The following is a 22,932-nucleotide window of genomic DNA, read 5'->3' on the forward strand; positions in this document are numbered from 1 at the left end:
GCATCGGGCGCTTCAACTCAGCTCAGGCCGCATACGTCTGCGGCGTCATGGAACGCGATCTGCTGCGTGGCCGGTCGCGGCGTATCGAGTGCGAGTTGCGCATAGCCACGCATCGCGGCCCAACGTTCGGCGAACGCGATCGGTAACGTGCCGATGCCGCGCCTCTGCCATGCGGGATCGACCGCGAACTGACGCAGGCTCGCGACATCGCCGTGCCGGTATAGCTCGCACGATGCTTCGCCATCCGAAGCATAAAGCGTCATCGTGCCGGCGATGTGTCCTTCATACACCGCGACATGGCACGTGCAATCGAGCCCCTGCGCGCCGAGCGGCGCAAACGCGCGACACCCATAGCGGACCGGAACGGATTGCGGATGGCTTGCGCGACGCTTCGCGTTGAGCACCTCGTACTGACTGGATGCCCGACGTGTAGGGTTGGCCCTGTCGTTCACGAGATGTTTTCAGCCTCGTACAGACGACGGCCCGCCGCATCCTTGCTGCCGAGGATGGGCTGAAAGTCGATCGGCCACTGGATGCCGATGTCGGGATCGGACCACAGCAGGCAGCGCTCGAGTTCGGGGAACCAGTACTCGGTGGTCTTCCACATGCATTCGGCGACATCGGACAGCACGACGAAGCCGTGCGCGAAACCGGGCGGCACCCAGATCTGCCGATGGTTGGCTTCGCTCAGATACTCGCCGCTCCATTTGCCGAAGTTCGGTGAGTTCAGGCGCACGTCGACCGAGACGTCGAAGATCTCGCCGCGCACGACGCGCAGCAGCCGCCCCTGGGGACGCTGCACCTGGTAGTGCAAGCCGCGCAGCACGCCATGCACGGCGCGCAGATGGCGGTCCTGCACGAAGTTGAAACCTTGCGCGACGTCGTCCGAAAACTCGTCCGCGCTGAAACTCTCGAAGCAGAAGCCGAACTCGTCGATGAACACTTCCGGCTCGATGAGTTTCACCTCCGGCAATGCCGTCGCCATCACCCTGTTACCCATCGCCACTGTGCTCGTAAAAAGGCTGGCCAGCGAACATACGGCCGCTCTCGCGACCGCGTCCGACAGACGAGGCGCGCCCGCAACGCGGGCGCCCTATCGCATGCTAAAGATACATGCTACGCCTCACTGGCCGCCCGGCTGCGGGCGCGATACTCGGTTGGTGACAAAGCCATACGCTTGCGGAAAATTTTCGCGAGACGATCGCCGTTGCCGGTGCCGCTGCGACGCGCGATCTTGTCGACCGGCAATTCGGTCTCGGTCAGGAAGTTGCACGCGATACGCAGCCGCACCTGCAGCAGGTAGTCCGACGGCGTGATCTGCATCTCGTGCTTGAAACGGCGCAGGAAATTGCGCTCGCTCATTGCGGCGACCTGCGCGGCATCGGCGACCGAGACCGGACGGTCGCAGTTGGCCTCCATCCAGCGCGCGGCCGCGCGAATCTTTTCGGCGACGCTCAGCGTGCCGCCCTCGGCCGGCAGCGGCACCCACGTCGCAGCCATGCCGGGCATCACGCGATCGGCGACGCTGCGCGCAAGCTCGGCGCCCAGGTCGCGCTTGATGAACATCAGCGCGCTGCGGGCGCAGTCGTGACGGTCGTTGGCCGCGCTGAACGCGCCTTCGCTGGCGCTCGCGCCCGGATAGCGGCTCATCAGGCCGTCATGCTCGGTCGGGCCGGCCGCTTCGAGCACGAGGCGCCCCTCGCCGATCGTTTCGATCGCGCGTGTGCGCGATTGCACGGCGCGCAGCCAGTTCAGCAGGCGTTCGTCGCGCGCGGCCACGTGGGCGCCGTAGCCGCCAGCGATGAACAGCACGTCGAAACCGCCGCCAAAGCGCGTGTCGATGTGGTCAGTCCAGATGCGCGCCGACGACGAACTGGCGACATTACCGCCGTCCATCGACAGGAACTGCACTTCGTAGGGCGGATCTTCGCCCGCTCGCGTGCCCGCGAACTCGTTGGCGGTCTGGAACATTTCCACGACGGTACCGGGGCCGAGCAGCCAGAAGCCGTCGAACAGCAGAATGCCGATTCGCCGCGCTGCAGTACGGACGTTCAAAGCGGGCGTGTGTAGCCACGTAATTCTCGTTGTATCAAGGTGCATGTGCGGCATGATCTTCCCCAAACGGTCATACGTTGCGGACCCCGATTTGCCCCGCCATCAGACGGAACGAGAGAATGCGTTATTACGGCGAAAAAGCAGACTCACGCCGCATAAAGGATTAAGCGTGATGTTAGCGGAATGGATCGCTATAGTAAATTTGAAAAACGAGTTTCATCAGGACAGCCCATGTCTGAGGAAAAGCGGTTATTGAGCGATTGATATAAGCGCGCGACACGCCGGGCAACTATGCAAGCCGCGCGAAGAGCTTGAGGAGATCTTACCGCAAAGCCTTGATGGACGGCACTCTCGCGCATTCGGACAAAGTTGCCGATAATGCGAAGCCCGGCCATTGCGCGTTAGCGAGTACGTTTCTTGCGCGGTTCAAAAATGTTTCAATTGTGAACTGCTTATCGCCCTATTATGTCCGGCCAATTCGGTAGTTTATTCGCAAAGCGTAAATTTATTGCCCGCGGCATTAGGCATCTCCGTGGCATTCGCTCCGCACGACAAATTAATATCAAAATGCTGATTTATGGGGAGTTCTAAAAATGTTTCTATTTTGAAACATCGCTGGCCTCTTTCGTATGATTTAAAAGCGCGCATGCGCCGCATTGATCGAACTTCGTATGATTGGATGCAGCGCAGCAATCATATCTGGCGGACACGCGACGAGGCGCCGGCCGTTGCAACCTGCGAAGGTTGCAACGGCCGCGCCACCGCTCGTCACCGTGCCTCAGCCATTCGTCCCTTCGCCGGCCAGCGTCGCCGCAGCGGCCGTGCGCGCGAGCACCGGCCGCAGAGCCTTGCCCGTGTGACTCGCGGCCACGCGCGACAGGCTTTCCGGATCCGTTGCCGCAACGATCGTACCGCCGCCCACACCGCCCTCCGGACCGAGGTCGATGATCCAGTCCGCTTCGGCGATCACGTCGAGATCGTGCTCGATGACGACGACGCTATGCCCGCCATCCACGAGCCGGTGCAGCACGCGAATCAGCTTCGCGACGTCCGCCATGTGCAGGCCGACCGTTGGCTCGTCCAGCACGTACAGCGTGTGCGGCGGCTTCTGGCCACGCCGCGTGATGTCGTCGCGCACCTTGCTCAGCTCGGTGACGAGCTTGATGCGCTGCGCCTCGCCGCCCGACAGCGTCGGCGACGGCTGGCCGAGCGTCAGATAGCCGAGCCCGACGTCTTTCATCAGTTGCAGCGGATGCCCGATGTTCGTAATCGACGCGAAGAACTCGACCGCTTCGTCGATTTCCATGGTCAGCACGTCGCCGATGTTCTTGCCGCGCCACGTGACCGCGAGTGTCTCCGGATTGAAGCGCTGGCCGTGGCAGACGTCGCACGGCACCTTCACGTCGGGCAGGAAGCTCATGCCGATCGTGCGCACGCCCTGGCCCTCGCATGCGGGGCAACGGCCCTCGCCCGTGTTGAACGAGAAACGCGACGCGGTATAGCCGCGCGCGCGCGCCTCCAGCGTGCCCGCGAACAGCTTGCGGATCGCATCCCACACGCCGATGTAGGTGGCGGGACACGAACGCGGCGTCTTGCCGATCGGCGTCTGATCGACTTCCAGCACGCGGTCGATGCTCTCCCAGCCGGTGACCGAATCGCAGCCCTGCCATATGTGCGTGACGTTCAGCGGCGCGCGCGGCGCCGAGCGCGCGAGCACGCTCGAACGCCGGTTCGCGGCCGGCTTCTCCTCGGCGGCCGCACGCGCGCGGCGCGTGGCCGGCGACGACAGCACCGAGCGCCCGACCGCATCGAGCAGATTGGTCATCAGCACGTCGCGCGCGAGCGTCGATTTGCCGGAGCCGCTGACGCCCGTCACCGCGACAAGCCGCGCGAGCGGAATGCCGACCGTCACGTCGCGCAGGTTATGCAGCTTGCCGCCATGCACGGTCAGCCAGTTCTCCGGCACCGCGGCCGCACGCTTGCCCGGCGCGACGACCTCGCGGCGCGGCTGCAGCGGATGCACGATCGGCTGCGCGAGGAAACGCCCGGTCAGCGAATCGGGCTGCGCGGACAGGTCCGCGACGCTGCCCTGCGCGATCAGCGTGCCGCCGCGCTTGCCCGCGCCCGGCCCGATATCGATGATGTGATCCGCGCGCCGGATCGTATCTTCGTCATGCTCGACGACGACGAGCGTATTGCCCTTGTCGCCGAGCTTGCGCAGCGCGTTCAGCAAAATCTGGTTGTCGCGCGGATGCAGACCGATGGTCGGCTCGTCGAGCACGTAACACACGCCCTGCAGATTGCTGCCGAGCTGCGCGGCGAGCCGGATGCGCTGCGCTTCGCCGCCCGACAAACTCGGCGCCGCGCGATCGAGGCTCAGATAGCCGAGCCCGACTTCTTCGAGGAACTGCAGCCGGCTGCCGATTTCGCTGACCACGTCGCGCGCGATTTCGGCGTCGCGGCCCGTCATCTGCAGCGTATCGATCCACGCGCGCGTGTCGGACACGGTCCATTGCGCGACGTCGACGATCGCCTGCGAGTCGAACGTGACCGCACGCGCGACCGGATTCAGACGCGTGCCCGCGCAATCCGGACACGGCTCGTCGACGAGTCCTTCCGGTTCCTGCTCCTCCGAGGGCAGGCTCTGCTCGCGACCGCGATTGTCGTCGTCGACGATCGTGTCGTCGTACGCGGCCCGCTGCTCGCGCGTCAGCGACAGCCCCGTGCCGACGCAGCTCGTGCACCAGCCATGCTTGCTGTTGTACGAGAACATGCGCGGATCGAGCTCGGGGTAGCTCGTGCCGCACACCGGACACGCGCGCTTGGTCGACAGCACCTTCACGTCGCCGAGCTTCGCGGTGGACTCGCCGCCGTTGAGCGCGTCGTGCAGACCGTCGAGCGGCGCGAGCAGATGCATGATGCCTTTACCGATGTCGAGCGTCTGATCGAGCGCTTCGCGCAGCTCCGCTTCATGATCGGCCGAGATGACGAGGTCAGCGACCGGCAGCTCGATCGTGTGCTCGCGGAAACGGTCGAGCTTCGGCCACGGATCGACCGGCACGAACTCGCCGTCCACACGCAGATGCGTATTGCCGCGCGCTTTTGCCCATTTCGCGAGGTCGGTATAGACGCCCTTGCGATTCACGACGAGCGGCGCGAGGAAGCCGACATGCTGGCCCTTGTGATCGCGCAGCAACTGCGCCGCGATCGATTCGGCGCTTTGCGACGTGACCGGCGTGCCGTCGTGAATGCAGTGCTGCAAGCCGAGCTTCACGTACAGCAGACGCAGGAAGTGCCACACCTCCGAGGTCGTGGCGACGGTACTCTTGCGACCGCCGCGCGAGAGCCGCTGCTCGATCGCGACGGTCGGTGGAATGCCATACACCGCGTCGACTTCGGGCCGTCCGGCTGGCTGCACGATCGAGCGCGCGTACGCGTTCAGCGATTCGAGGTAGCGCCGCTGACCTTCGTGGAACAGGATGTCGAACGCGAGCGTCGATTTGCCTGAGCCCGACACGCCCGTGATCACGTTGAACTTGCCGTGCGGAATGTCGACGTCGAGCGCCTTCAGGTTGTGCTCGCGCGCGTTGACGATGCGCACCACGTCCTCGCCTTCGATCGCGCGACGTGCGCGGGCCGCGCTCAGGGCCTTCTGCAGCGGGATGCCTTGGGGCTCCGCCGCGGTTGCGGTGTCCATCGCGCGGTCGTATTGCAGCAACGCCTCGCCGGTATGCGATTCGGCGCACGCTTTCACTTCGTCCGGCGTGCCCGCGCACAATACGCGGCCACCGCCGTCGCCGCCTTCGGGACCGAGGTCGATGATCCAGTCGGCCGCGCGGATCACGTCGAGATTGTGCTCGATCACGATCAGTGAATGACCGCTCGCGAGCAGCTTGCCGAACGCCTGCATCAGCTTCGCGATGTCGTCGAAATGCAGACCCGTGGTCGGTTCGTCGAACATAAACAGACGCTTCGCGATCACCTGCTTCGCGCCGCGTGCGCCGCGCGCCTGTGCCGACTCCGCGAGAAAGCCCGCGAGCTTGAGCCGCTGCGCCTCGCCGCCCGACAGCGTCGGCACGGGCTGGCCGAGCTTCACATATTCGAGCCCGACGTCGACGATCGGCTGCAGCACGCGCAATACTTCGGCGTCCTGCGCGAAGTACGCGGCAGCCTCGCTGACGGTCAGTTCGAGCACGTCGGCAATGCTCAACCCGCGCGCCGGCTGGCCGCGCTCGATCTTCACCTCCAGAATTTCCGCGCCATAACGGCGCCCATCGCAATCGGGGCAGCGCAGGTACACGTCGGAGAGGAACTGCATTTCGATGTGCTCGAAGCCCGAGCCGCCACAGGTCGGGCAGCGGCCGTCGCCCGAATTGAAGCTGAACATGCCGGGGCCGTAGCCGCGCTGTTGCGCGAGCGGTGCCTTCGCGAACAGCTTGCGGATTTCGTCGAACGCGCCGACGTAGCTGGCCGGATTCGAGCGTGCGGTCTTGCCGATCGGCGACTGGTCGACGAACACGACGTCGGTGACCTGGTCCGCGCCGTTCAGCGCCTTGAACGCGCCCGGCGCTTCGGTGGCGAGCCCGAAGTGGCGCGCCATCGCCGGATACAGCACGTCCTGCAGCAGCGTCGATTTGCCGGAACCCGACACGCCGGTCACGCAGACGAGCCGCTGCAATGGAATCTCGACCGTGACGTCGCGCAGATTGTGCTCGCTCGCGCCTTCGAGCACGATGCGCGGCGTGCTCGCGTCGACCGCGCGACGCGACCAGTGCGCGGCATCCGCGACATGGCGCCGGCCGCCGAGGTACTCGCCGGTCAGCGTGCCGGTCGAGCGGATCGCCTCGGGCACGCCGTCGAAAATGATCGAGCCGCCGCGCTCGCCCGGTCCCGGACCCATGTCGATGAGCCGGTCCGCCGCGAGCATCACCGACGGATCATGCTCGACCACGACCAGCGTATTGCCCGCGTCGCGCAGCCGGTGCATCGCTTCGACGATGCGGTTCAGGTCGCGCGGATGCAGGCCGATGCTCGGCTCGTCGAGCACGAACAGCGTCTTGGTCAGCGACGTGCCGAGCGCGGTGGTCAGGTTGATACGCTGCACCTCGCCGCCCGACAGCGTGCGGCTTTGCCTGTCGAGCGTCAGATAGCCGAGACCGACGTCGCATAGATACTTGAGGCGCGTGCGCACTTCGGCGAGCAGCAGCTTCAGCGCGTCGTCGAGCAACGCGCTCGGCAGCGTGATGCCGTCGAAGAAGCGGCGGATGCGCTCGATCGGCATCAGCATGAGATCGTGCACGGTCAGGCCCGGCAACGCCTCGAGCTGCGCGCGCGACCACTTCACGCCGCGCGGCATGAAGCGCTGCGCGGGCGCGAGCACGTCGTTCGCATTGGCCTTGCTGCCGAGGCGCCACAGCAGCGATTCGGTTTTCAGACGCGCGCCGCCGCAGGTTTCGCACGGCGTGTAGCTGCGGTATTTCGACAGCAGCACGCGGATATGCATCTTGTACGCCTTCGATTCGAGATAGTCGAAGAAGCGTTTGACGCCGTACCAATGCGTCTGCCACTTGCCGTTCCAGTCCGGCGAGCCGTTGATGACCCAGTTGCGTTCGCGCTCGCTGAGCTCGCCCCACGGCGTGTCGCGGCGGATGTCGGCTTTCGCCGCGTAGCGCATCAGGTCGTCCTGGCACTCCTTCCACGCGGGCGTCTGCATCGGCTTGACCGCACCTTCGCGCAGCGTCTTGCGCGCGTCGGGGATCACGAGACCGAGGTCGACGCCGATCACGCGGCCAAAACCGCGGCAGGCATCGCAAGCGCCATAGGCCGAGTTGAACGAGAACAGCGCGGGCTGCGGATCGGCATAGCGCAGATCGCTTTCGGGGCTGTGCAAGCCGGTGGAGAAACGCCAGATGCGCGGCTCGGCGGCTTCGGCCTGCGGCTCGTCCGAGGTAGCCGGCAGCACGTAAATATTGACGCGCCCGCCGCCGCGCTTCAGCGATGCCTCGATCGCCTCGATCGCGCGTGCTTTATCCACCGAGCGCAGCCGGAAGCGGTCGGCGACGACGTCGAGCAGCTTGCGCTTGCCGGTCGGCGAATCGACTTCGCGCTGCGCCTGCACGCGCGTATAGCCGCTCGCCGACAACCACTGCTCGACCTCCTGCGCGGACGCCGACTCCGGCAGCTCGACCGGGAACGTGACGACGAGCCGCGGCTCCTCCTGCGCGGTGCGCTCGAGCAGTTCCGCGTAGATCGTCTCCGGCGTGTCGTGCCGCACCAGATACGCGCTCTGGCGGTCGAACAGCTCGGCCGCGCGCGCGTACAGCAGCTTCAGGTGATCGTTGAGCTCGGTCATCGTGCCGACCGTGGAGCGCGAGCTGCGCACCGGGTTGGTCTGGTCGATCGCGATGGCGGGCGGCACGCCGTCGACGCGGTCGACCTGCGGCCGATCCATCCGGTCGAGGAACTGGCGCGCGTACGCGCTGAAGGTTTCGACGTAGCGGCGCTGGCCTTCCGCATACAGCGTGTCGAACACGAGGCTCGACTTGCCCGAGCCGGACGGCCCCGTGACGACCGTCATTTCGCCGGTGCGCACGTCGAGGTCGACGTTTTTCAGGTTGTGCTGGCGGGCGCCGCGAATGCGAATCGTGCCCTGGATCTTGTTGCCGCTCGGGTTGCCGCCTTGGGGAGTGTCAGCGAGGGTGTCAAGGGTTGCGTCGTTGGAGGACAATTTTTCCGACCGTCTGAAGGAGTGGGTCACCTCTCACGGCCGGCTCTCGCGACCGCGCAAGTTCGGTGCAGCCGGGTCGGCGCGAGGAGCGCCCGGAAGCCTGGCTGTAGGGGGATACTATACTGTATGTTTATACAGTTTTCCATGGCGGGCTCGGGCGCGCATTGCGCCCTGATCTCGGGAACCGGAACTCGTTGGACTAATGTGCAATTAGCTAGACCCTAAAGCACGGAATTGATTGGACGATCGGGAATCTGCAGAAGTCAGTGGCCTACCGCGCGGCGGTTGTCCGCGACATTCCGGTCCGTTGTTTGCGGTGGGCGACTATGGTTTGCATCACGGGCGTTGCGCGCCTTCTTTCCTTCGTTTGTGATTCGGGGCTTTGCACCGTCTTTTCACTACTGCGGAGTTCGGAGCGGGTGCAGCCGGCCAACGCGATTGATTCCGGACACAGATCGGTCGTTCGCCCCAGCGCTCGGATTGCCGACAAACCAAACTCAACAACTCGAAAAGCATGGCAAAAGCCAATCTCAGTGTCGAACAGATGCGCGCCGCGATTTCAAGACTGCAAAAGCGCATGGCCGAGCTTCAGGCGGTAGAGGCCAACGATCCTGGAATTAGCTCCCTTGAAAAGAAGCTGGGCGACGTTCTGTCGGAACTGTTCAGCGGCACTCAGACTGGCAACGCTTCCGTTGTCATGCGCTTATCGATGGGAGCTATCGCATCGAGTAGCCGCTGCTGCATCGGTCATGGCATGGATCCAGACGAAGCGTTTTCAGGAACTCGCCGCTTCGTACACTTTGACGGCACACGAGATTGGATTGCTGCGCATTGCCCTGCCGACGCCTCCGGCCGAGGATAAGTTCTCGGTCTATGTGGGCGATGCTGAAAACGCGTTCTCTCGCGAGCACACGCAATGGCAAGCTCGTCGCGACGCCGATTGAAGGCAGAGGCCCGTCCGAATCGTTGAACGGCCGTCTCGGCGTTGAAATCGATGAATCCGCAAAGGCCGAAAACTTCGCGTTGGAGATCGGGCGGTTTTCGGAGTCAAGCAGTCGTTCAGATGAACACTCAGCTTGCAGGGCGAGCGGCGCAAACTGGCCGACTGCTGCCCGCTGGCGTCTCAAGCTAGGACCGCCTTGCCGCCGAGCATTTGCATCAACGACCTTGCGTTACGCTGCCCCTAATCCTCGTAATTGTTGTTCTCTACACCGACAAGCGTTGCCCGCGACAGCGAGGGACCGCGAGCGAGATAGAACAGTCATCCCATCATCCGCAACGGCCGCCACGTGCTCGACACTAGCGATCTCGTCAAAGCGGGCAGCGTTCCGAATCAATCGGCCGCCGAGATGGATGCGACATAGTCGCTCGCCGTTAGTAACTGCGCAGTGCACATAAGATCCTGACTAGCTCGTCGACACACGTTGATGGGTTCGTGAGCCCGCGGCCTTGCCCATGCGCCCGTAGCCGTTCCGCATTAGCGTATGCCCGATCAAGATGCTGCATCGTTGCCTCGAAAATACCGTGACGTCCCTTCTCGTAGCCTTGCAAGTAGCGATCGCGGAGTAGGCGAAACACGTCGGTGCGGTGTATGTGGGCCTCATGTGCTTGGAAATGCAGCAGAAACCACAGTTCGAAGCACGGATTGGAGGGGATCGCGGAAAACACGATCGGTTGTCCAAGATCATTTGGGTATTTGCCGTCGAGGGTTTGCGCCGAGTTCAGCGCTTCGACGTAACGTTGATGGTCGTCGCGGTCGATGACACAAAACACGCGTTCCCACTCGAGCGTTTCGCGGCATCGGTCGCGTGCATATTCCACCACCTGCAACGGCGTCGTTCCATAGGGGCTGTTACAGACCCGTATGTGTGCGGAACTTAGACGGTGAAAACGCCTGATCTCTTCAAAATAGTTAACCTCGGTCTTTTCTCCCTCGGTAACAATCAAAATTCGATCATAGGCGGGCCGTTGTGGCTTCTTCCGTTGAAGCTGGCTCGCTCGACGTTGCCGCGGATGATTGTCACGCCCCAAGACGTTCGTCTCCCGCAACGAATTCCGACGTCAGCGGCAGCGCGCCATATCGACCCTGTAGGTAACCCCGCCCGAGCGCTTCGTTCTTGCGGGGTGAGAAATCAGTGAGCGGCACGAGCGTACTCGCCTGATCGCGGCCCTTCTCCATCAGCCAGATCTGATCCCGCCGGAAGATTCCTGCATCGAGTAAGGCTGTATCGTGCGTGGTAAAAATCAGCTGTGCCGCACGACGCCCTTCGGGTGGCCGATGGTGGAATAGACCAATCAGGAACTGCACGATTTGCGTATGCAGGCTTCCATCCAGTTCGTCGACAACGACGGTTCGACCGGTCTGGAGCGCTTCGACCACCGGGGCGGCAAATGAGAACAGTCGCTGTGTGCCGGTCGATTCTTCCTCGTATTGAAGCAAAGCCTGCCCGTTTGGCCCCTTATGGACGAACACCGGGAATTGAACCTCAGATTCTGAAACAGCGTGCTCCGGCCGGTCGTTCCGGATTTCGACATTGAATCGATGTTGTTTACGTGTCTGGACGCTCAGATCCGAGATCCCAAGGTCAGCGGACGCCAGGAAATTCAGTAGCGTCGGTTTCGCTACATCATTGGTGATCCAGGCGGTCGATTGGTCAGGGGTCGGCTGCATGTTGGCGCCGATGACCAGGAGGTCCTGCACAATCCATTTATACACAGGTAGCAGGCTTTCACTATTGAGCTGGGCTGAGGTGGACAGAAACAACGCGTTGCGTCGCGTTGCGTCCTGCCAGACCTTTTTCTTGCCCGTCAGCGATGCGCCGAACTTGTATGTCGCGACCTTCGACGTAGCGTCGTAAGCTCGCTCAAACCACACCTGCGACTTGTGTGTCTTATAAACAAGCAACCATTCTTCGGTTACGCCGGCCGAATCGGCAGCGAAGCCGTATTGGTAGCGCGTCCCATCGAGGACGAATGTGAACTCGAATTCCGAGGGAGCCGAGGCGGAGTTGGTGTCCAGCTTGAACGGAAAGTGATTGAGAGGTTGGCCTGGCATCAGCGCCGCAGACGTCGCCACAAACGACTGAGCATATTGCATCGCACCCACCAAAGCAGATTTTCCGCTTGCATTGGGGCCATAGATCGCTGCGCTGCGTAGCAAATCCGGCGCGCTGGCAGTCCCCGACGGCACCGTGTTCGCGTCCCTTTTTTCCTGATCCGCGCTCGCAGCCATGCTGAGACACAGATCGTCCCGAATCGACCGAAAATTTCGGACGCGAAATTCGACCAACATGATCGCCTCCGTAGTATGAAGGAGGATTTTGCACGAAATCCGCAAAAAAACAATCCATTTTTATCATGCAATGCCTTTCGGCGATCTTTTTGCGAGGAGGGCTGACTGGCGGACGCCGGGATGACTAAACGACACACCGAAGGACAGCAGCCAATGCAAGGAAAGGTCCGTCACAGCAACAAGCGTGGAGGCGTGTTTGAGCGATTGTTCGACCCGGCGCGAGAATTTCAGGCAGTGCAATCAATCGTGGACTCGACGGTCCGCAACCTCGGGGACCAGTCATCCAGCGCACCAATGCTAACGTCTCGTCTTGGCCGATGCTGTTGAAAAAGTCGGCCACGTCTAAATCGCGAGGTTTTAATGGGCCGCTTTACCCTTACCCAAGGGCTTCGGGCGGCTTGTAGGCCGATCTGAGAGGTCGATTTTTTTGCTGTTGCTCGACAAACCGTCAGTCGCGACTTTTTCAACGGCATCGGCCGCAGGCAGCCTTTCGCTTAGCGTGCGATTCGGGCTGATCTTACTTTCGGTTGGTCCAACCATGTCCGACGCAATTCCCGCAAATTCAACGTATTCCGCTCCGCGTCAGCGATGAGCGTGGCCGAATTCGTTAGCAACTCGTTGATTTCCAACGAGGCCCAGTCCAACGAATTCAGTTTCCTTTCACCCGAAACGGCGGAACGACGAAATCGCCGCGCCGCGATCACGGCGCCTGGCTAGCCGACCGCGCTTTCCATCTGCGAGCACCCCGCCGCAGCCGGCGTCGCGCAACCCGCCGGTGTGCCACGCGCGACACCGTCGCCATGCGCATACGCAACGCAGCGCCTCGCCAGCACGTCGGTCGGATCGACCAGCCGCACCACGCGCCCGCCCGGAAACGCGAGCACCGGTTCGCGCAACAGCAACGGCAACTCCGTGCACGCGAGCACGATCACCTGCACGCCCTGCGCGAGCAGATCGTCGACAGCCGCCGCGAGGTCGTCGCAACAGTCGCCCGCCGTGTGCCCCGCCTTCACGCCGCGCGGGCCGTAGATCGCGTTCATCAGACGCGCTTGCGCAGTGGCGGACGGCGCGATCTGCACCAGACCGCGCGCGTCGAGCGCCTGATCGTAGACGCGGCTCGCGAGCGTACCCGAGGTGGCCAGCACGCCCACTTCGCGCAGACCCGGAAAGGTCTCGCGCAGATAATCGGCGGTACAGGTCAGCATATTGACGATCGGCACGCGCAGCGCCGGCTGGAGCCGCTCGACGAACGCATGCGCGGTATTGCACGGAATCGCGATCAGATCCGCGCCGCCGTCCTCGAGCGTCTTGCAGGCCGCGTACAGCGCGAGGGTGGGATCGTCGCCGCGCTCGAGCAGCGCCGCGGTGCGGTCGGGGATCTGCGGATTCTGCTCGACCATGATCCGGATATGGTCCTGGTCGCGCGCGGCCGGCGTGTTGCGCACGACCTTGGCCATGAAATCGACGGTCGCGGCCGGCCCGATGCCGCCGACCACGCCCAGGCGGAACGCCCGCTCCGGCTGCGTGTACTGCGCCGCCGCGACATAGCGCGCATACACCTGGTTCGTATCGACGAGCGGCACCTCGATGCGCCCGAGCGCGCGCAGCACGAGGCCGATCTCCGCGAGCCCCGGCGCGATCACGTCGACGCCCTGCGCGACCAGATCCGCGCACGCCGCGCGCAACAGCTCGACGGACCGCCCGTGCAGGCGCCCATCGCGGATGCCCCCGACACCAAAGACGGCGCTCGTCACGCCGTCGAAACCGGTGTCGTTGCGCGGATAGCACACGTCGAACCGCCCGGCTTCGAAGTAGCGCTCGAACAGGCCGTTCGCGCGAATCGCCGCCGACGTCAGCACGCCGATTCGGCGCGCCGACGGATAGGTGCGCCGCACGTGCGCGGACAGCGCGGTCATGATATTGGCGACCGGCACGGTGACGTTGGCCGCGAGTTCGTCGATGAAGGTGTGGCTCAGAAAGCAAGGCAGCACGATCGCGTCGACGCCGCGTTTTTCGAACGCGCGCATCGTGTCGAACACGTGGATCTTGAACTGCGGGTCCGTCGCCTCGGGCGCGGCGGGCCCCTGCCACGCGCGCGGTTCGACAATCAGATCGAAGGGGCGCGCGGCGCCTGGCCGGCGCGACGCCATGCTCATCCGGCTGAGGATGTCGGCACTGGCGAACTGCGCCGCGCCCGTCGCCACACCCAGCGAACGAAAACGATTCATGATCAGATCCCCCGGTCGTTCTGTGCGTCCACCCTCGATCACGGGCGGCTTTCTGCGCTCTTGAGAATGACATTATGCGAGGCGCACATGTCCAGGCGTTAACCACGAAAACGCATTTCTTTGCGTTTTTCGCTCCCTCAGCTCACCGGCTCGAAAATCTCCCGCAGCCACTGCGCGAACACCCGCACGCGCGACGACAACTGCCGGTTCTGCGGATACAGCACCGACACCGGCATCGGTGGCGGCGGATAGTCCGCCAGAATGACCCGCAGCCGCCCCGCCGCCAACTCGCCATCCACGCGGTAACGCGGTACCTGCACGATGCCGAGCCCGGCGAGGGCCGCGCCCGTGTACAGTTCGGCGCCGCTGACCGACACCGCCGACGGCAGCACGAGCGCGGTATCCCGCCCGTCGACACGGAATTCGAGCGGCACCGGCTTGCCGGTCGCGCTCGACACGTAGTTGACCGCGCGATGCGTCGACAGCGCGTCAGGATCGGCCGGCTCGCCATACGCGGCCAGATAGGCAGGACTCGCGACCGTCACCTGCTGCAGTTGCGCGACACGCCGCCCGACCATCGACGAATCCTGCAGCACGCCCGCGCGCAGCACGCAATCGATGCCCTCGCGCACGAGGTCGACGAGCCGGTCGTCCTCGCCGATCATCAGCTCGATGTCGGGAAAGCGCGCGAGAAACGCGGGCAGCGCCGGCACCACGAAGTGCCGCGCGAGCGTGCCCTGCACGTTCACGCGCAACAGCCCCTTCGGCGCGAGATTGGAAAACGCCCCCTCGGCCTCCTCCATATCGGCGATCAGGCGTACGCAGCGCTGGTAGTGCGCTTCACCGTCGGGCGTGAGCCGTACCGTGCGGGTCGTGCGTTCGAGCAACCGCGCGCCCAGCCGCTGCTCGAGGCGCTTCATCAGGTTGGTGACGGTCGCGCGCGGAATTTGCAGATCGTCGGCGGCGCGCGTGAAGCTCTGGCGCTCGGCGATCCGCACGAATACGCGCATTTCCTCGAAACGGTCCATAGCGGCGGATTATTAAAGCAAATGGAATGATGATGGCGAGTGTAATCTGATTATCTCAGCGCGCAAAGCGTTCATGATTCACCTCACCGATCCACCACCTTCTATGACGAAACCAATCATGAGCACGAACCCACAACCGAAAATCGCCATCGTCACGGGCGCATCGCGCGGCATCGGCACGGCGATCGCACAGCGGCTCGCGAAGGACGGCTACGCGGTCGCCGTCAACTACGCAGCGAGCGCGGGCGAAGCCGACGCGCTCGTCAGTGCGATCCGCGAAGCTGGCGGCAAGGCGGTCGCGGTGCAAGCCGACGTGTCGAAGCCCGGCGACGTACGTCGCATGTTCGAGATCACCGAACGCGAACTCGGCAAGGTGGATGTGCTCGTCAACAACGCGGGCGTGATGAAGCCCACGCCGCTCGCCGACACGCCCGACGCACTCTACGACCAAACCTTCGACATCAACGTGCGCGGCACCTTCAACACGCTGCGCGAAGCGGCCGCGCGCCTGAACGACGGCGGGCGCATCGTCAATTTCTCGACCAGCGTGCTCGCGCTGAACCTGCCCGGCTATGGCATCTACACGGCGACCAAGGCAGCCGTCGAAGCGTTCACGCGTGTGTTCGCGAAGGAACTGCGCGGGCGCAACATCACAGTGAATGCGGTCGCGCCGGGACCGATCGCGACCGCGCTGTTCCTCGAAGGCAAGACCGACGAGCAGATCGAGACGTTCGCGAAGATGCCGCCGCTGCAACGCCTCGGCGAGCCGGAAGACGTGGCGGGCGTGGTCGCGTTTCTGGTCGGCCCGGATGCGGGTTGGGTCAATGGGCAGGTATTGCGGGCCAATGGCGGTTTGGCTTGATGGGATGCGCTGGTCCAGCGTGCGGCCGCGCTGGACCAGCGCATTGCGCCGGCTGCGGCGCCTGGAACGTGGTCGACCCGCCGCTCAAACCGCCTTTGGATTGCGTTCCGCGAAGCCTTCCTGATGCCAGTACGGATACGCGGGGCGCACCGTGCTGGCCGCATCGAGCTTCGCGACCTGCTCCGGCGTCAGATTCCAGCCGACCGCGCCGAGGTTTTGCCGCAGTTGCTCCTCGTTGCGCGCGCCGATCAGCAGCGTCGCGACGGTCGGCCGTTGCAGCAGCCAGTTCAGCGCGATCTGCGGCACGGTCTTGCCGGTTTCGGCGGCAATTTCGTCGAGCGCGTCGAGCACGCGGAACAGATAGTCTTCCGGCACCGGCGGCCCCATGTCAGCGGTCTTGTGCAGACGGCTCGTCTCCGGCAGCGGTTGGCCGCGCTTGAGCTTGCCGGTCAAGCGACCCCAGCCGAGCGGGCTCCACACCACGGCACCGACGCCCTGGTCGACGCCGAGCGGCATCAGCTCCCACTCGTAGTCGCGCCCGACCAGCGAGTAGTAGGTCTGATTCGCGACATAGCGCGGATAGCCGTAACGGTCGGCGATATCGAGCGACTTCATCAGATGCCAGCCGGAGAAATTCGACACGCCGATATAGCGGATCTTGCCCGCGCGCACGAGGTCGTCGAGCGTGGACAGCACTTCGGGGATCGGCGTTTTCGCGTCGAAGCCGTGCAGCTGGAACAGGTCGATGTAATCGGTTTGCAGACGCTTGAGCGCTGAATCGACCGCCTGGATCAGATGGAAGCGCGACGAGCCGACGCCGTTCGGATCGTCGTCGAAACGAAAGGTCGCCTTGGTCGACAGGATCGCCTTGTCGCGCTTGCCCTTCAGCGCCTCGCCGAGCACCGACTCGGACGCGCCCTTCGAATAGATGTCGGCGGTGTCGAACATCGTGACGCCCGCATCGAAACAGATGTCGATCAGACGCCGCGCTTCGGCGACGTCGGTCGCGCCCCACGCCTGGAAAAATTCACCCTTGCCGCCGAATGTACCGGTGCCGAGACTCAGCACCGGCACCTTGAAACCCGATGCACCCAGATGTCTGTATTCCATTGAAGAACTCTCCGTGGCATTGCCATCGATGAACGGAGGTTCAGTCTACGCGTGTGCGCCCAAAGGCGTCACGAAGGCGGGGCGCTCAGATCCCCCAATGCATCGCGCACGGCATCGATCACGCCGCCCCAATCGCCGAGCGCCGGTTGACGGAACAGACGTGCGCACGGATACCACGGCGTGTCGCTGCGTTCGAGCAACCAGCGCCAGCAGGTGTCGAAGCGGTTCAGGATCCAGACGGGTTTGTCGAGCGCGCCGGCCAGATGCGCGGTGGACGTGTCGACCGAAATCACCAGATCGAGACTGGCGACGAGCGCGGCGGTATCGGCGAAATCGTGCAGCAGCCCGGTGTAATCGGCGACGCGTTCACCGTAGGCGCTTTCGGCTAATTGCGGTGCGGCCGCGCCCTTCTGCACGCTGAAGAAGCGAACGTTCGGCACCTCGAGGAGCGGCGCGAGTTGCTCGAACGTGAGCGACCGACGCGCGTCGATCTTGCGCAGCTCGGCGATATGCGCGCGGTTCTCGCCGGCCCAGACGAGGCCGACTTTCAGCGGCCTGATTGCATCGGCATCCGCGTTGATGTTGCCGTCGTGTTCGATCCGCTCACGCCATTCGCTGACAGCCGCCGGCTGCGCAAAAAGATACGGCGTCGCCGCCGGAATGCTCGCTTCGTTCGTGCCGAACGCAAGCGGCAAGCTCAGCAGCGGGCAATGACAATCGAACGGCGGCAACGGCTGCCCCGCTTCGATCAACTGATCGACACCATCGAGCGTCGACAGCAATCGCAACAACGCGCCCGGCACTTCGAGCACGACCTTCGCGCCGAGCTTCGCAACGAGCGGCGCATAGCGGCAGAACTGCAACGTGTCGCCCAGGCCCTGCTCCGCATGCAGCAGGATCGTTTTGCCGTCGAGCGGAACATCGCCGAGCCACAACGGCTGCGCGAACGCGCGCCTGCCGGCCTTGATGCGGCTGCGCTCCCAACGCCATTCGTATTCGCGCCAGCCGGTATCGAAGCGGCCCATTTGCAGCAGGCACAGCGCCTGGTTCCAGTGCGTTTCGACCGACACCGGATTCAATGCAAGCGCGCGCTGATAGCTCGACAACGCCTGTTCGCGCTGATTCAGATCGATCTGCGCGAGACCGAGGTTGTTCCATGCATCGACGAAAGCAGGCGCAAGTTCCAGCGCGCGTTGGTAGCAGTGTTGTGCTTCGTGCGGCTGGTTCAGATCGCCGAGCACGTTGCCGCGATTGCTCCACGCATCCGGATAGTTCGGCTGCAACGCGAGCGCCTGGTCGCAGCTATCGAGCGCATCGGCATAGCGGCCGAGATCGCGCAGCACGCATGCGCGATTGTTCCACGCCGGCGCAAACTCCGGCACGAGCGAAAGCGCGCGTTCGTAGCTCGCGAGCGCATCGAGCGGACGGTTCAGCGCCGCCAATGCGTTGCCGCGATGGTTCAACGCATCGGCGAATTTCGGCTGCATCGCGAGCGCCCGCTCGGCACACGCGAGCGCTTCGTCATGGCGCTGCAACGCGTTCAGCGCATAGGCGAGATTCGAATGCACGGCCGGCTGTCTCGCGTTGACCACGAGCGCCTTCTTCAGCAGATCGATGCCTTCCTGCAAGCGGCCCGTTTGCAGCGCGAGTTCGCCGAGCCAGCGCAACGCGTCGCCATGCTTCGGCTTCAGTTCGAGTATCTCGCGATACATCTCCTCGGCTTCGACGAGCGCGCCGTTCTGCTGGAGCGCGACGGCTTGTCGAAGCAGATGGTCCAACTGTTGCGGCAGACTGGCGTGCTTGCTCATGCGGTACCTGGAATCGGAGGCGCGAAGAATCGTCGGAAGAAGCGCACGATTATCGCCGAAAAGCCCGGGTTCGAAGTACCGCCGCCTGCCGCGTAGCGACGTGACGCCGCTTATTGCGCGGCCACGGACAGATGCTTGCGCTTCGCGAGATCCTGCGCCATCGCATAGTGCTGCTGGATCGTCGGCAGCGCCTGTTTCGCGGCGGCCGTCAACTGCTCGTCGCGGCCCGCTGCGATTTCCGCCTGGAAAGCGGACAGTGCCTTCTGTTCACCCGCGAGCGCGACCTGCTCGATGTACACCTTGTCGAAGTCCGCGCCGCGCAGATGGTTGATGCTTGCGAGCACGGCCGCATCGGGATCGTTCTTCGGCACGTCGACACCGCGCGGACTCGCCGCGCGCAACGCGTCGGTGATCTTCGCGTCGTCGCTCGACACGCGCTCGGCGAAGGCCTTTACGTCGCGGTCGGCCGAACGCGCGGTGGCGATACGCGCGGCATCGCGCTGCGTCGCGACGGCTTGCGTGCCGTCCGCGATGAAGGTCTGGTCGGCGGCATGCAGGCGGCCCGCGTCCGTGGACGCGGCGCTCTGCGCGCTGGCCACCGAGGCGGCCGTCAGAAGACCACCGAAGCAGGCAACGGCGGCGATGCGGGCCAAAGCGACGGAAGGGACGGAAGGCAGGCGGATCATACGTTCTCCTTGAGGTGAAAGCATCTGAAAGCAAAACGACGGACACGTGTGCGCCGCGAACGAAGCGTGCGATGCAAAACGCTGCGGACTGCTTGCGAGCCCAGCGCGGCGCCACGCTTTTATCGCTGCCGATTCTAGAAGCCACACCGTCGGGCAGGTGAAACCCTGCTGTCGCTTCTGTAACCTTAGGTAACCCTCATATGAATGCGCACACGTTTGCCGTATTCGCGTGAATCGCGCGCGCCGCTCGACGCTGCCACGCAGTGCTGAATTTTTCGCCATCGGCGCCGATAACCAGATACAGGCACGCTCAGCACCGCTCAGCACCGCAATTCTGGAGAACGATTCCGATGGCAGACGACCACCGTGCCAATCACGAGCGCCACACCGAACGCAGCAACCTGACGAGCTCCAACAAGTTCGAGCTGCTGCTATACCGCCTCGGCCACGTGCCGGGCAGCGACGCGCACGAGTTGTATGGGATCAACGTGTTCAAGGTGCGCGAAATCTCGACGATGCCGACCGTCACGCCGATCGCCGGATCGTCGCCTTACGTGATGGGCGCGGTCGACATTCGCGGGCAGATCATCCCCGTGATCGATCTGCCGCGGCTGATGGGTTGTGAGCCGACGCGCGGCCTGAACATCCTGCTGGTCACCGAGTTCGCGCGTTCGACGCAGGCCTTCGCGGTCGAGGAAGTCGACGACATCGTCCGGCTCGAATGGAACCAGGTGCTGTCGGCCGATGGCTCGGCGGGCGGCAAGCTCGTCACGAGCATCGCGCGCATCGACGGCAATACCGGCGACTCGCGCCTCGCCCAGGTGATCGACGTCGAGCAGGTGTTGCGCGACGTGTTCCCGTCGCAGCATCCGAGCGTCGATCCGGCCTCGGTCGGCCAGGCGCTCGGCATCCGCCGCGGCGCGAAGATCCTCGCCGCCGACGACTCCGGCTTCGCGCGCAAGCTGATCGAACAGGCGCTCGCCGCGATCGGCGCTGACTACATCATGACGAAGACCGGCGAGGAAGCGTGGCAGACGCTGCAGCAGGTCGCGCGCGAAGCGCAGAAAAACGGCGCGCGCGCGAAAGACACCATCGCGCTCGTATTGACCGATCTGGAGATGCCGGAGATGGACGGCTTCATGCTGACGCGCCAGATCAAGGCCGATGAACGCACGCGCGATATTCCGGTGATCATTCACTCGTCGCTGACGGGCGCGGCCAACGAGGCGCATGTGAAGAACGCGGGCGCCAACGGCTATGTCGCGAAGTTCGCGGCGAGCGAGCTCGCCGACGCGATCCGTGATGCGCTGGGCGCCGCGCCGGCGAAGGCGGCGGCGGCTTGACGTCTGGAGTGTCGAGCAGTGAATCGGATCGCCGCGCTCAACGATGCGCGGCAAGCTCGATCGAGAAGTCCATCCGGCCGATCTCGACGCCCATCGTGTTGAGGCGCTGCGGCGCATCGACGACCGCGACGTGCGCGAGATGCGTGTTCTCGACGGATTCACCACGATAGATCGTCGCCGCGACCGGCGCGGCGGGGTGCAGTTCGGACTGGCTCATGCGGTTCGTCTCCTCGTCGTGTCATGGATCGGGCGATGGCGCCCAGGCCCTGGCAATCAGGCGCTCGCCGCGAGCGCCTCTTCGCGCTCGAGCGTGCGCGTGTGCCGCAGTTCGGGAAAGAACCGCATCCACAACAGCGCGATCGCGATCGTCGCGATACCGCCGACCAGCACCGCCGGCTGCGCGCCCCACCATCCCGCGGTCAGGCCCGATTCGAACTCGCCCAATTGATTCGACGTCCCGATGAACAACGAATTGACCGCGCTGACGCGGCCGAGCATTTCATCGGGCGTGCGCAATTGCACGAGCGACAGCCGCACCACCACGCTGATCGTGTCCGACGCGCCGAGCACCATCAGCGCGAACAACGACACCAGGAACTGATGCGACAGCCCGAACACGATCGTCGCGATGCCGAACACGATCACGCCGCCGAACATCGCCGCGCCGGGCCGGTTGCGCAATGGAAAATGCGCGAGCCAGATCGTGCCCGCGAGCGCGCCGATCGCCGTGCCCGAGCGCAACAGGCCGAGACCGAGCGGGCCCGCGTGCAGCACGTCGCGCGCGAAGATCGGCAGCAACGCGGTCGCGCCGCCGAACAGTACCGCGAACAGATCGAGCGACAGCGCGCCGAGAATCACCGGCTCGCGACGAATGAACGCGATGCCCGAAAAGATCGATTCGAGCGTGACGGGCGCGCGACTCGCCGGCTTCATCTGCAACGGAATGCTCCACACCGACGCGGCCGCCGCCGCGAACGTCAGCGTGCACGCGAGATACGCGGCACCGGGACCGATGCCGTACAGCAGACCACCGAGCGCGGGCCCGGCGATCTGCGCGGTCTGATTGGCGGAGGTCGCCCACGCGGTCGCCTTCGGCAGATAGCCGCGCGGCACCACGGCCGGCAGCAGCGACGCCACGGCCGGCGATTCGAACGCGCGCGACGCGCCGACGCAGGCAGCCAGCACGTAGATGACCGGCGCGCTGATCCAGCCGCCGAAGGTGCCGATCGCGAACAGCAATGCAGCGACACTTTCGAGGCTCTGGCAGACGGCGGCGATGCGGCGGCGATCGTAACGATCGGCGACATGGCCGACGACGAGCGTCAGCAGGAACATCGGCAGAAACTGCGCGAGACCGACGAGGCCAAGTGCGAACGCGCTATGCGTGAGCGCGTAGACATGCCAGCCCATCGCGACCGCGAGCATCTGGAACGACAGCGACGACAGGATGCGGGTGCACCAGAAACGCTGGAACGGCGGGTGTTTCGGCAGGCTGAAATGCGGGGAATCGGCGGGATCGATGGAGGCTGGGGGCATCGGTTGTTGCTCGTGACGGGGCGCATCGGGGCGTGGGTTGGGCGGGCGCTAGTTTAGAGCAAGACCGGAGGGCATGCACAAAGGAGGCTGATCTCGAACCAGTGGAGACGCCCATCGTCGAAATGGGACGCCATACCTAAACCGTAGCCCGGCACATCGGACACCCATGTGCCATCGAAAAGATTGAAAGCCAATTGTGGCCTGGCTCTTCAGTTGTATACAGATCCAGTTCGGTTCCTTTCAATTTGGCGCCTCGA

Annotated in this window: 15 protein-coding genes and 1 pseudogene; 3 read left to right on the plus strand and 13 right to left on the minus strand. The window is 64.2% G+C overall.

The annotated features are described in order from the left end of the window. Positions 1–17: 17 nt before the first annotated feature. The 4 genes from OKW39_RS05350 to uvrA all read right to left on the minus strand — a co-directional run bounded on the left by OKW39_RS05350 (position 18) and on the right by uvrA (position 8,782). Positions 18–452 carry a GNAT family N-acetyltransferase gene (locus tag OKW39_RS05350; protein WP_429562237.1) on the minus strand — a complete coding sequence of 145 codons (435 nt, stop codon included), beginning with the start codon at positions 450–452 and terminating at the stop codon, positions 18–20. Continuing rightward, positions 449–1,000, minus strand: a complete 552-nt coding sequence (gene rfbC / locus OKW39_RS05355; protein ID WP_090803902.1) for a dTDP-4-dehydrorhamnose 3,5-epimerase — start codon at positions 998–1,000, stop codon at positions 449–451. The genes OKW39_RS05350 and rfbC overlap by 4 nt, the downstream gene beginning before the upstream one ends. A gap of 116 nt (positions 1,001–1,116) precedes the next feature. Continuing rightward, positions 1,117–2,109: a GlxA family transcriptional regulator gene (locus OKW39_RS05360; protein WP_090803900.1), complete on the minus strand. Its 993-nt coding sequence runs from the start codon at positions 2,107–2,109 to the stop codon at positions 1,117–1,119. 724 nt (positions 2,110–2,833) lie between these two features. Further along, positions 2,834–8,782, minus strand: coding sequence for an excinuclease ABC subunit UvrA (uvrA, locus tag OKW39_RS05365; protein WP_429562238.1), 5,949 nt, complete (start codon positions 8,780–8,782; stop codon positions 2,834–2,836). Positions 8,783–9,474: 692 nt separating this feature from the next. On the opposite strand from uvrA, the gene OKW39_RS05370 reads away from it, so the two are divergent. Then, entirely contained in the window at positions 9,475–9,726 is a 252-nt protein-coding gene (locus tag OKW39_RS05370; protein ID WP_410452423.1) for an SLATT domain-containing protein, read from the plus strand. Between the two features lie 430 nt (positions 9,727–10,156). Here OKW39_RS05370 and OKW39_RS05375 read toward each other — a convergent pair whose 3' ends face one another. The 4 genes from OKW39_RS05375 to OKW39_RS05390 all read right to left on the minus strand — a co-directional run bounded on the left by OKW39_RS05375 (position 10,157) and on the right by OKW39_RS05390 (position 15,330). Next, the gene (locus tag OKW39_RS05375; protein ID WP_090803896.1) at positions 10,157–10,813 is read right to left on the minus strand and encodes an RloB family protein; all 657 of its coding nucleotides are present in this window, start codon (positions 10,811–10,813) and stop codon (positions 10,157–10,159) included. Further along, positions 10,803–12,074, minus strand: coding sequence for an AAA family ATPase (locus tag OKW39_RS05380; RefSeq protein WP_429562239.1), 1,272 nt, complete (start codon positions 12,072–12,074; stop codon positions 10,803–10,805). The genes OKW39_RS05375 and OKW39_RS05380 overlap by 11 nt, the downstream gene beginning before the upstream one ends. A 713-nt stretch (positions 12,075–12,787) precedes the next feature. Further along, complete coding sequence (locus tag OKW39_RS05385) at positions 12,788–14,302, minus strand: amino acid racemase (RefSeq protein WP_429562240.1); 1,515 nt, start codon at positions 14,300–14,302, stop codon at positions 12,788–12,790. Between the two features lie 137 nt (positions 14,303–14,439). Then, positions 14,440–15,330: a LysR family transcriptional regulator gene (locus tag OKW39_RS05390; RefSeq protein ID WP_184032672.1), complete on the minus strand. Its 891-nt coding sequence runs from the start codon at positions 15,328–15,330 to the stop codon at positions 14,440–14,442. A 118-nt stretch (positions 15,331–15,448) separates the two neighbouring features. Here OKW39_RS05390 and OKW39_RS05395 point away from each other — a divergent pair, with 118 nt between their 5' ends. After that, positions 15,449–16,192, plus strand: coding sequence for an SDR family oxidoreductase (locus tag OKW39_RS05395; protein ID WP_429361773.1), 744 nt, complete (start codon positions 15,449–15,451; stop codon positions 16,190–16,192). Positions 16,193–16,276: 84 nt separating this feature from the next. Here the strand turns inward: OKW39_RS05395 and OKW39_RS05400 are convergent, their stop codons facing one another. From OKW39_RS05400 to OKW39_RS05410, 3 genes are all read right to left on the minus strand, one after another. Continuing rightward, positions 16,277–17,302: an aldo/keto reductase gene (locus OKW39_RS05400; protein WP_090803887.1), complete on the minus strand. Its 1,026-nt coding sequence runs from the start codon at positions 17,300–17,302 to the stop codon at positions 16,277–16,279. 68 nt (positions 17,303–17,370) lie between these two features. Beyond that, the gene (locus tag OKW39_RS05405; protein WP_429562241.1) at positions 17,371–19,110 is read right to left on the minus strand and encodes a tetratricopeptide repeat protein; all 1,740 of its coding nucleotides are present in this window, start codon (positions 19,108–19,110) and stop codon (positions 17,371–17,373) included. Between the two features lie 110 nt (positions 19,111–19,220). Then, positions 19,221–19,796 carry a DUF4142 domain-containing protein gene (locus OKW39_RS05410; protein WP_429562242.1) on the minus strand — a complete coding sequence of 192 codons (576 nt, stop codon included), beginning with the start codon at positions 19,794–19,796 and terminating at the stop codon, positions 19,221–19,223. A 350-nt stretch (positions 19,797–20,146) separates the two neighbouring features. Between OKW39_RS05410 and OKW39_RS05415 the strand changes: the two genes are divergently transcribed. Further along, complete coding sequence (locus OKW39_RS05415) at positions 20,147–21,139, plus strand: chemotaxis protein (RefSeq protein WP_429361780.1); 993 nt, start codon at positions 20,147–20,149, stop codon at positions 21,137–21,139. Positions 21,140–21,239: 100 nt separating this feature from the next. Here OKW39_RS05415 and OKW39_RS05420 read toward each other — a convergent pair. Both OKW39_RS05420 and OKW39_RS05425 read right to left on the minus strand, forming a co-directional pair. Next, positions 21,240–21,356: pseudogene (locus OKW39_RS05420) on the minus strand (asparaginase); the annotation flags it as partial. 56 nt (positions 21,357–21,412) lie between these two features. After that, complete coding sequence (locus tag OKW39_RS05425; RefSeq protein WP_429361782.1) at positions 21,413–22,675, minus strand: MFS transporter; 1,263 nt, start codon at positions 22,673–22,675, stop codon at positions 21,413–21,415. Positions 22,676–22,932: the final 257 nt, after the last annotated feature.

Source organism: Paraburkholderia sp. MM6662-R1, assembly GCF_050436245.1.
GTDB lineage: Bacteria > Pseudomonadota > Gammaproteobacteria > Burkholderiales > Burkholderiaceae > Paraburkholderia > Paraburkholderia tuberum.

What these genes read in the sequence shown, in the direction of transcription:
- OKW39_RS05415 (WP_429361780.1), top strand. Translation starts at nt 20,147, where the DNA reads ATGGCAGACGACCACCGTGCCAATCACGAGCGCCACACCGAACGCAGC.
- OKW39_RS05385 (WP_429562240.1), bottom strand. Translation starts at nt 14,302, where the DNA reads ATGAATCGTTTTCGTTCGCTGGGTGTGGCGACGGGCGCGGCGCAGTTC.
- OKW39_RS05405 (WP_429562241.1), bottom strand. Translation starts at nt 19,110, where the DNA reads ATGAGCAAGCACGCCAGTCTGCCGCAACAGTTGGACCATCTGCTTCGA.
- OKW39_RS05400 (WP_090803887.1), bottom strand. Translation starts at nt 17,302, where the DNA reads ATGGAATACAGACATCTGGGTGCATCGGGTTTCAAGGTGCCGGTGCTG.
- OKW39_RS05390 (WP_184032672.1), bottom strand. Translation starts at nt 15,330, where the DNA reads ATGGACCGTTTCGAGGAAATGCGCGTATTCGTGCGGATCGCCGAGCGC.
- OKW39_RS05410 (WP_429562242.1), bottom strand. Translation starts at nt 19,796, where the DNA reads ATGATCCGCCTGCCTTCCGTCCCTTCCGTCGCTTTGGCCCGCATCGCC.
- OKW39_RS05425 (WP_429361782.1), bottom strand. Translation starts at nt 22,675, where the DNA reads ATGCCCCCAGCCTCCATCGATCCCGCCGATTCCCCGCATTTCAGCCTG.
- OKW39_RS05395 (WP_429361773.1), top strand. Translation starts at nt 15,449, where the DNA reads ATGAGCACGAACCCACAACCGAAAATCGCCATCGTCACGGGCGCATCG.
- OKW39_RS05380 (WP_429562239.1), bottom strand. Translation starts at nt 12,074, where the DNA reads ATGTTGGTCGAATTTCGCGTCCGAAATTTTCGGTCGATTCGGGACGAT.
- rfbC (WP_090803902.1), bottom strand. Translation starts at nt 1,000, where the DNA reads ATGGGTAACAGGGTGATGGCGACGGCATTGCCGGAGGTGAAACTCATC.
- OKW39_RS05360 (WP_090803900.1), bottom strand. Translation starts at nt 2,109, where the DNA reads ATGCCGCACATGCACCTTGATACAACGAGAATTACGTGGCTACACACG.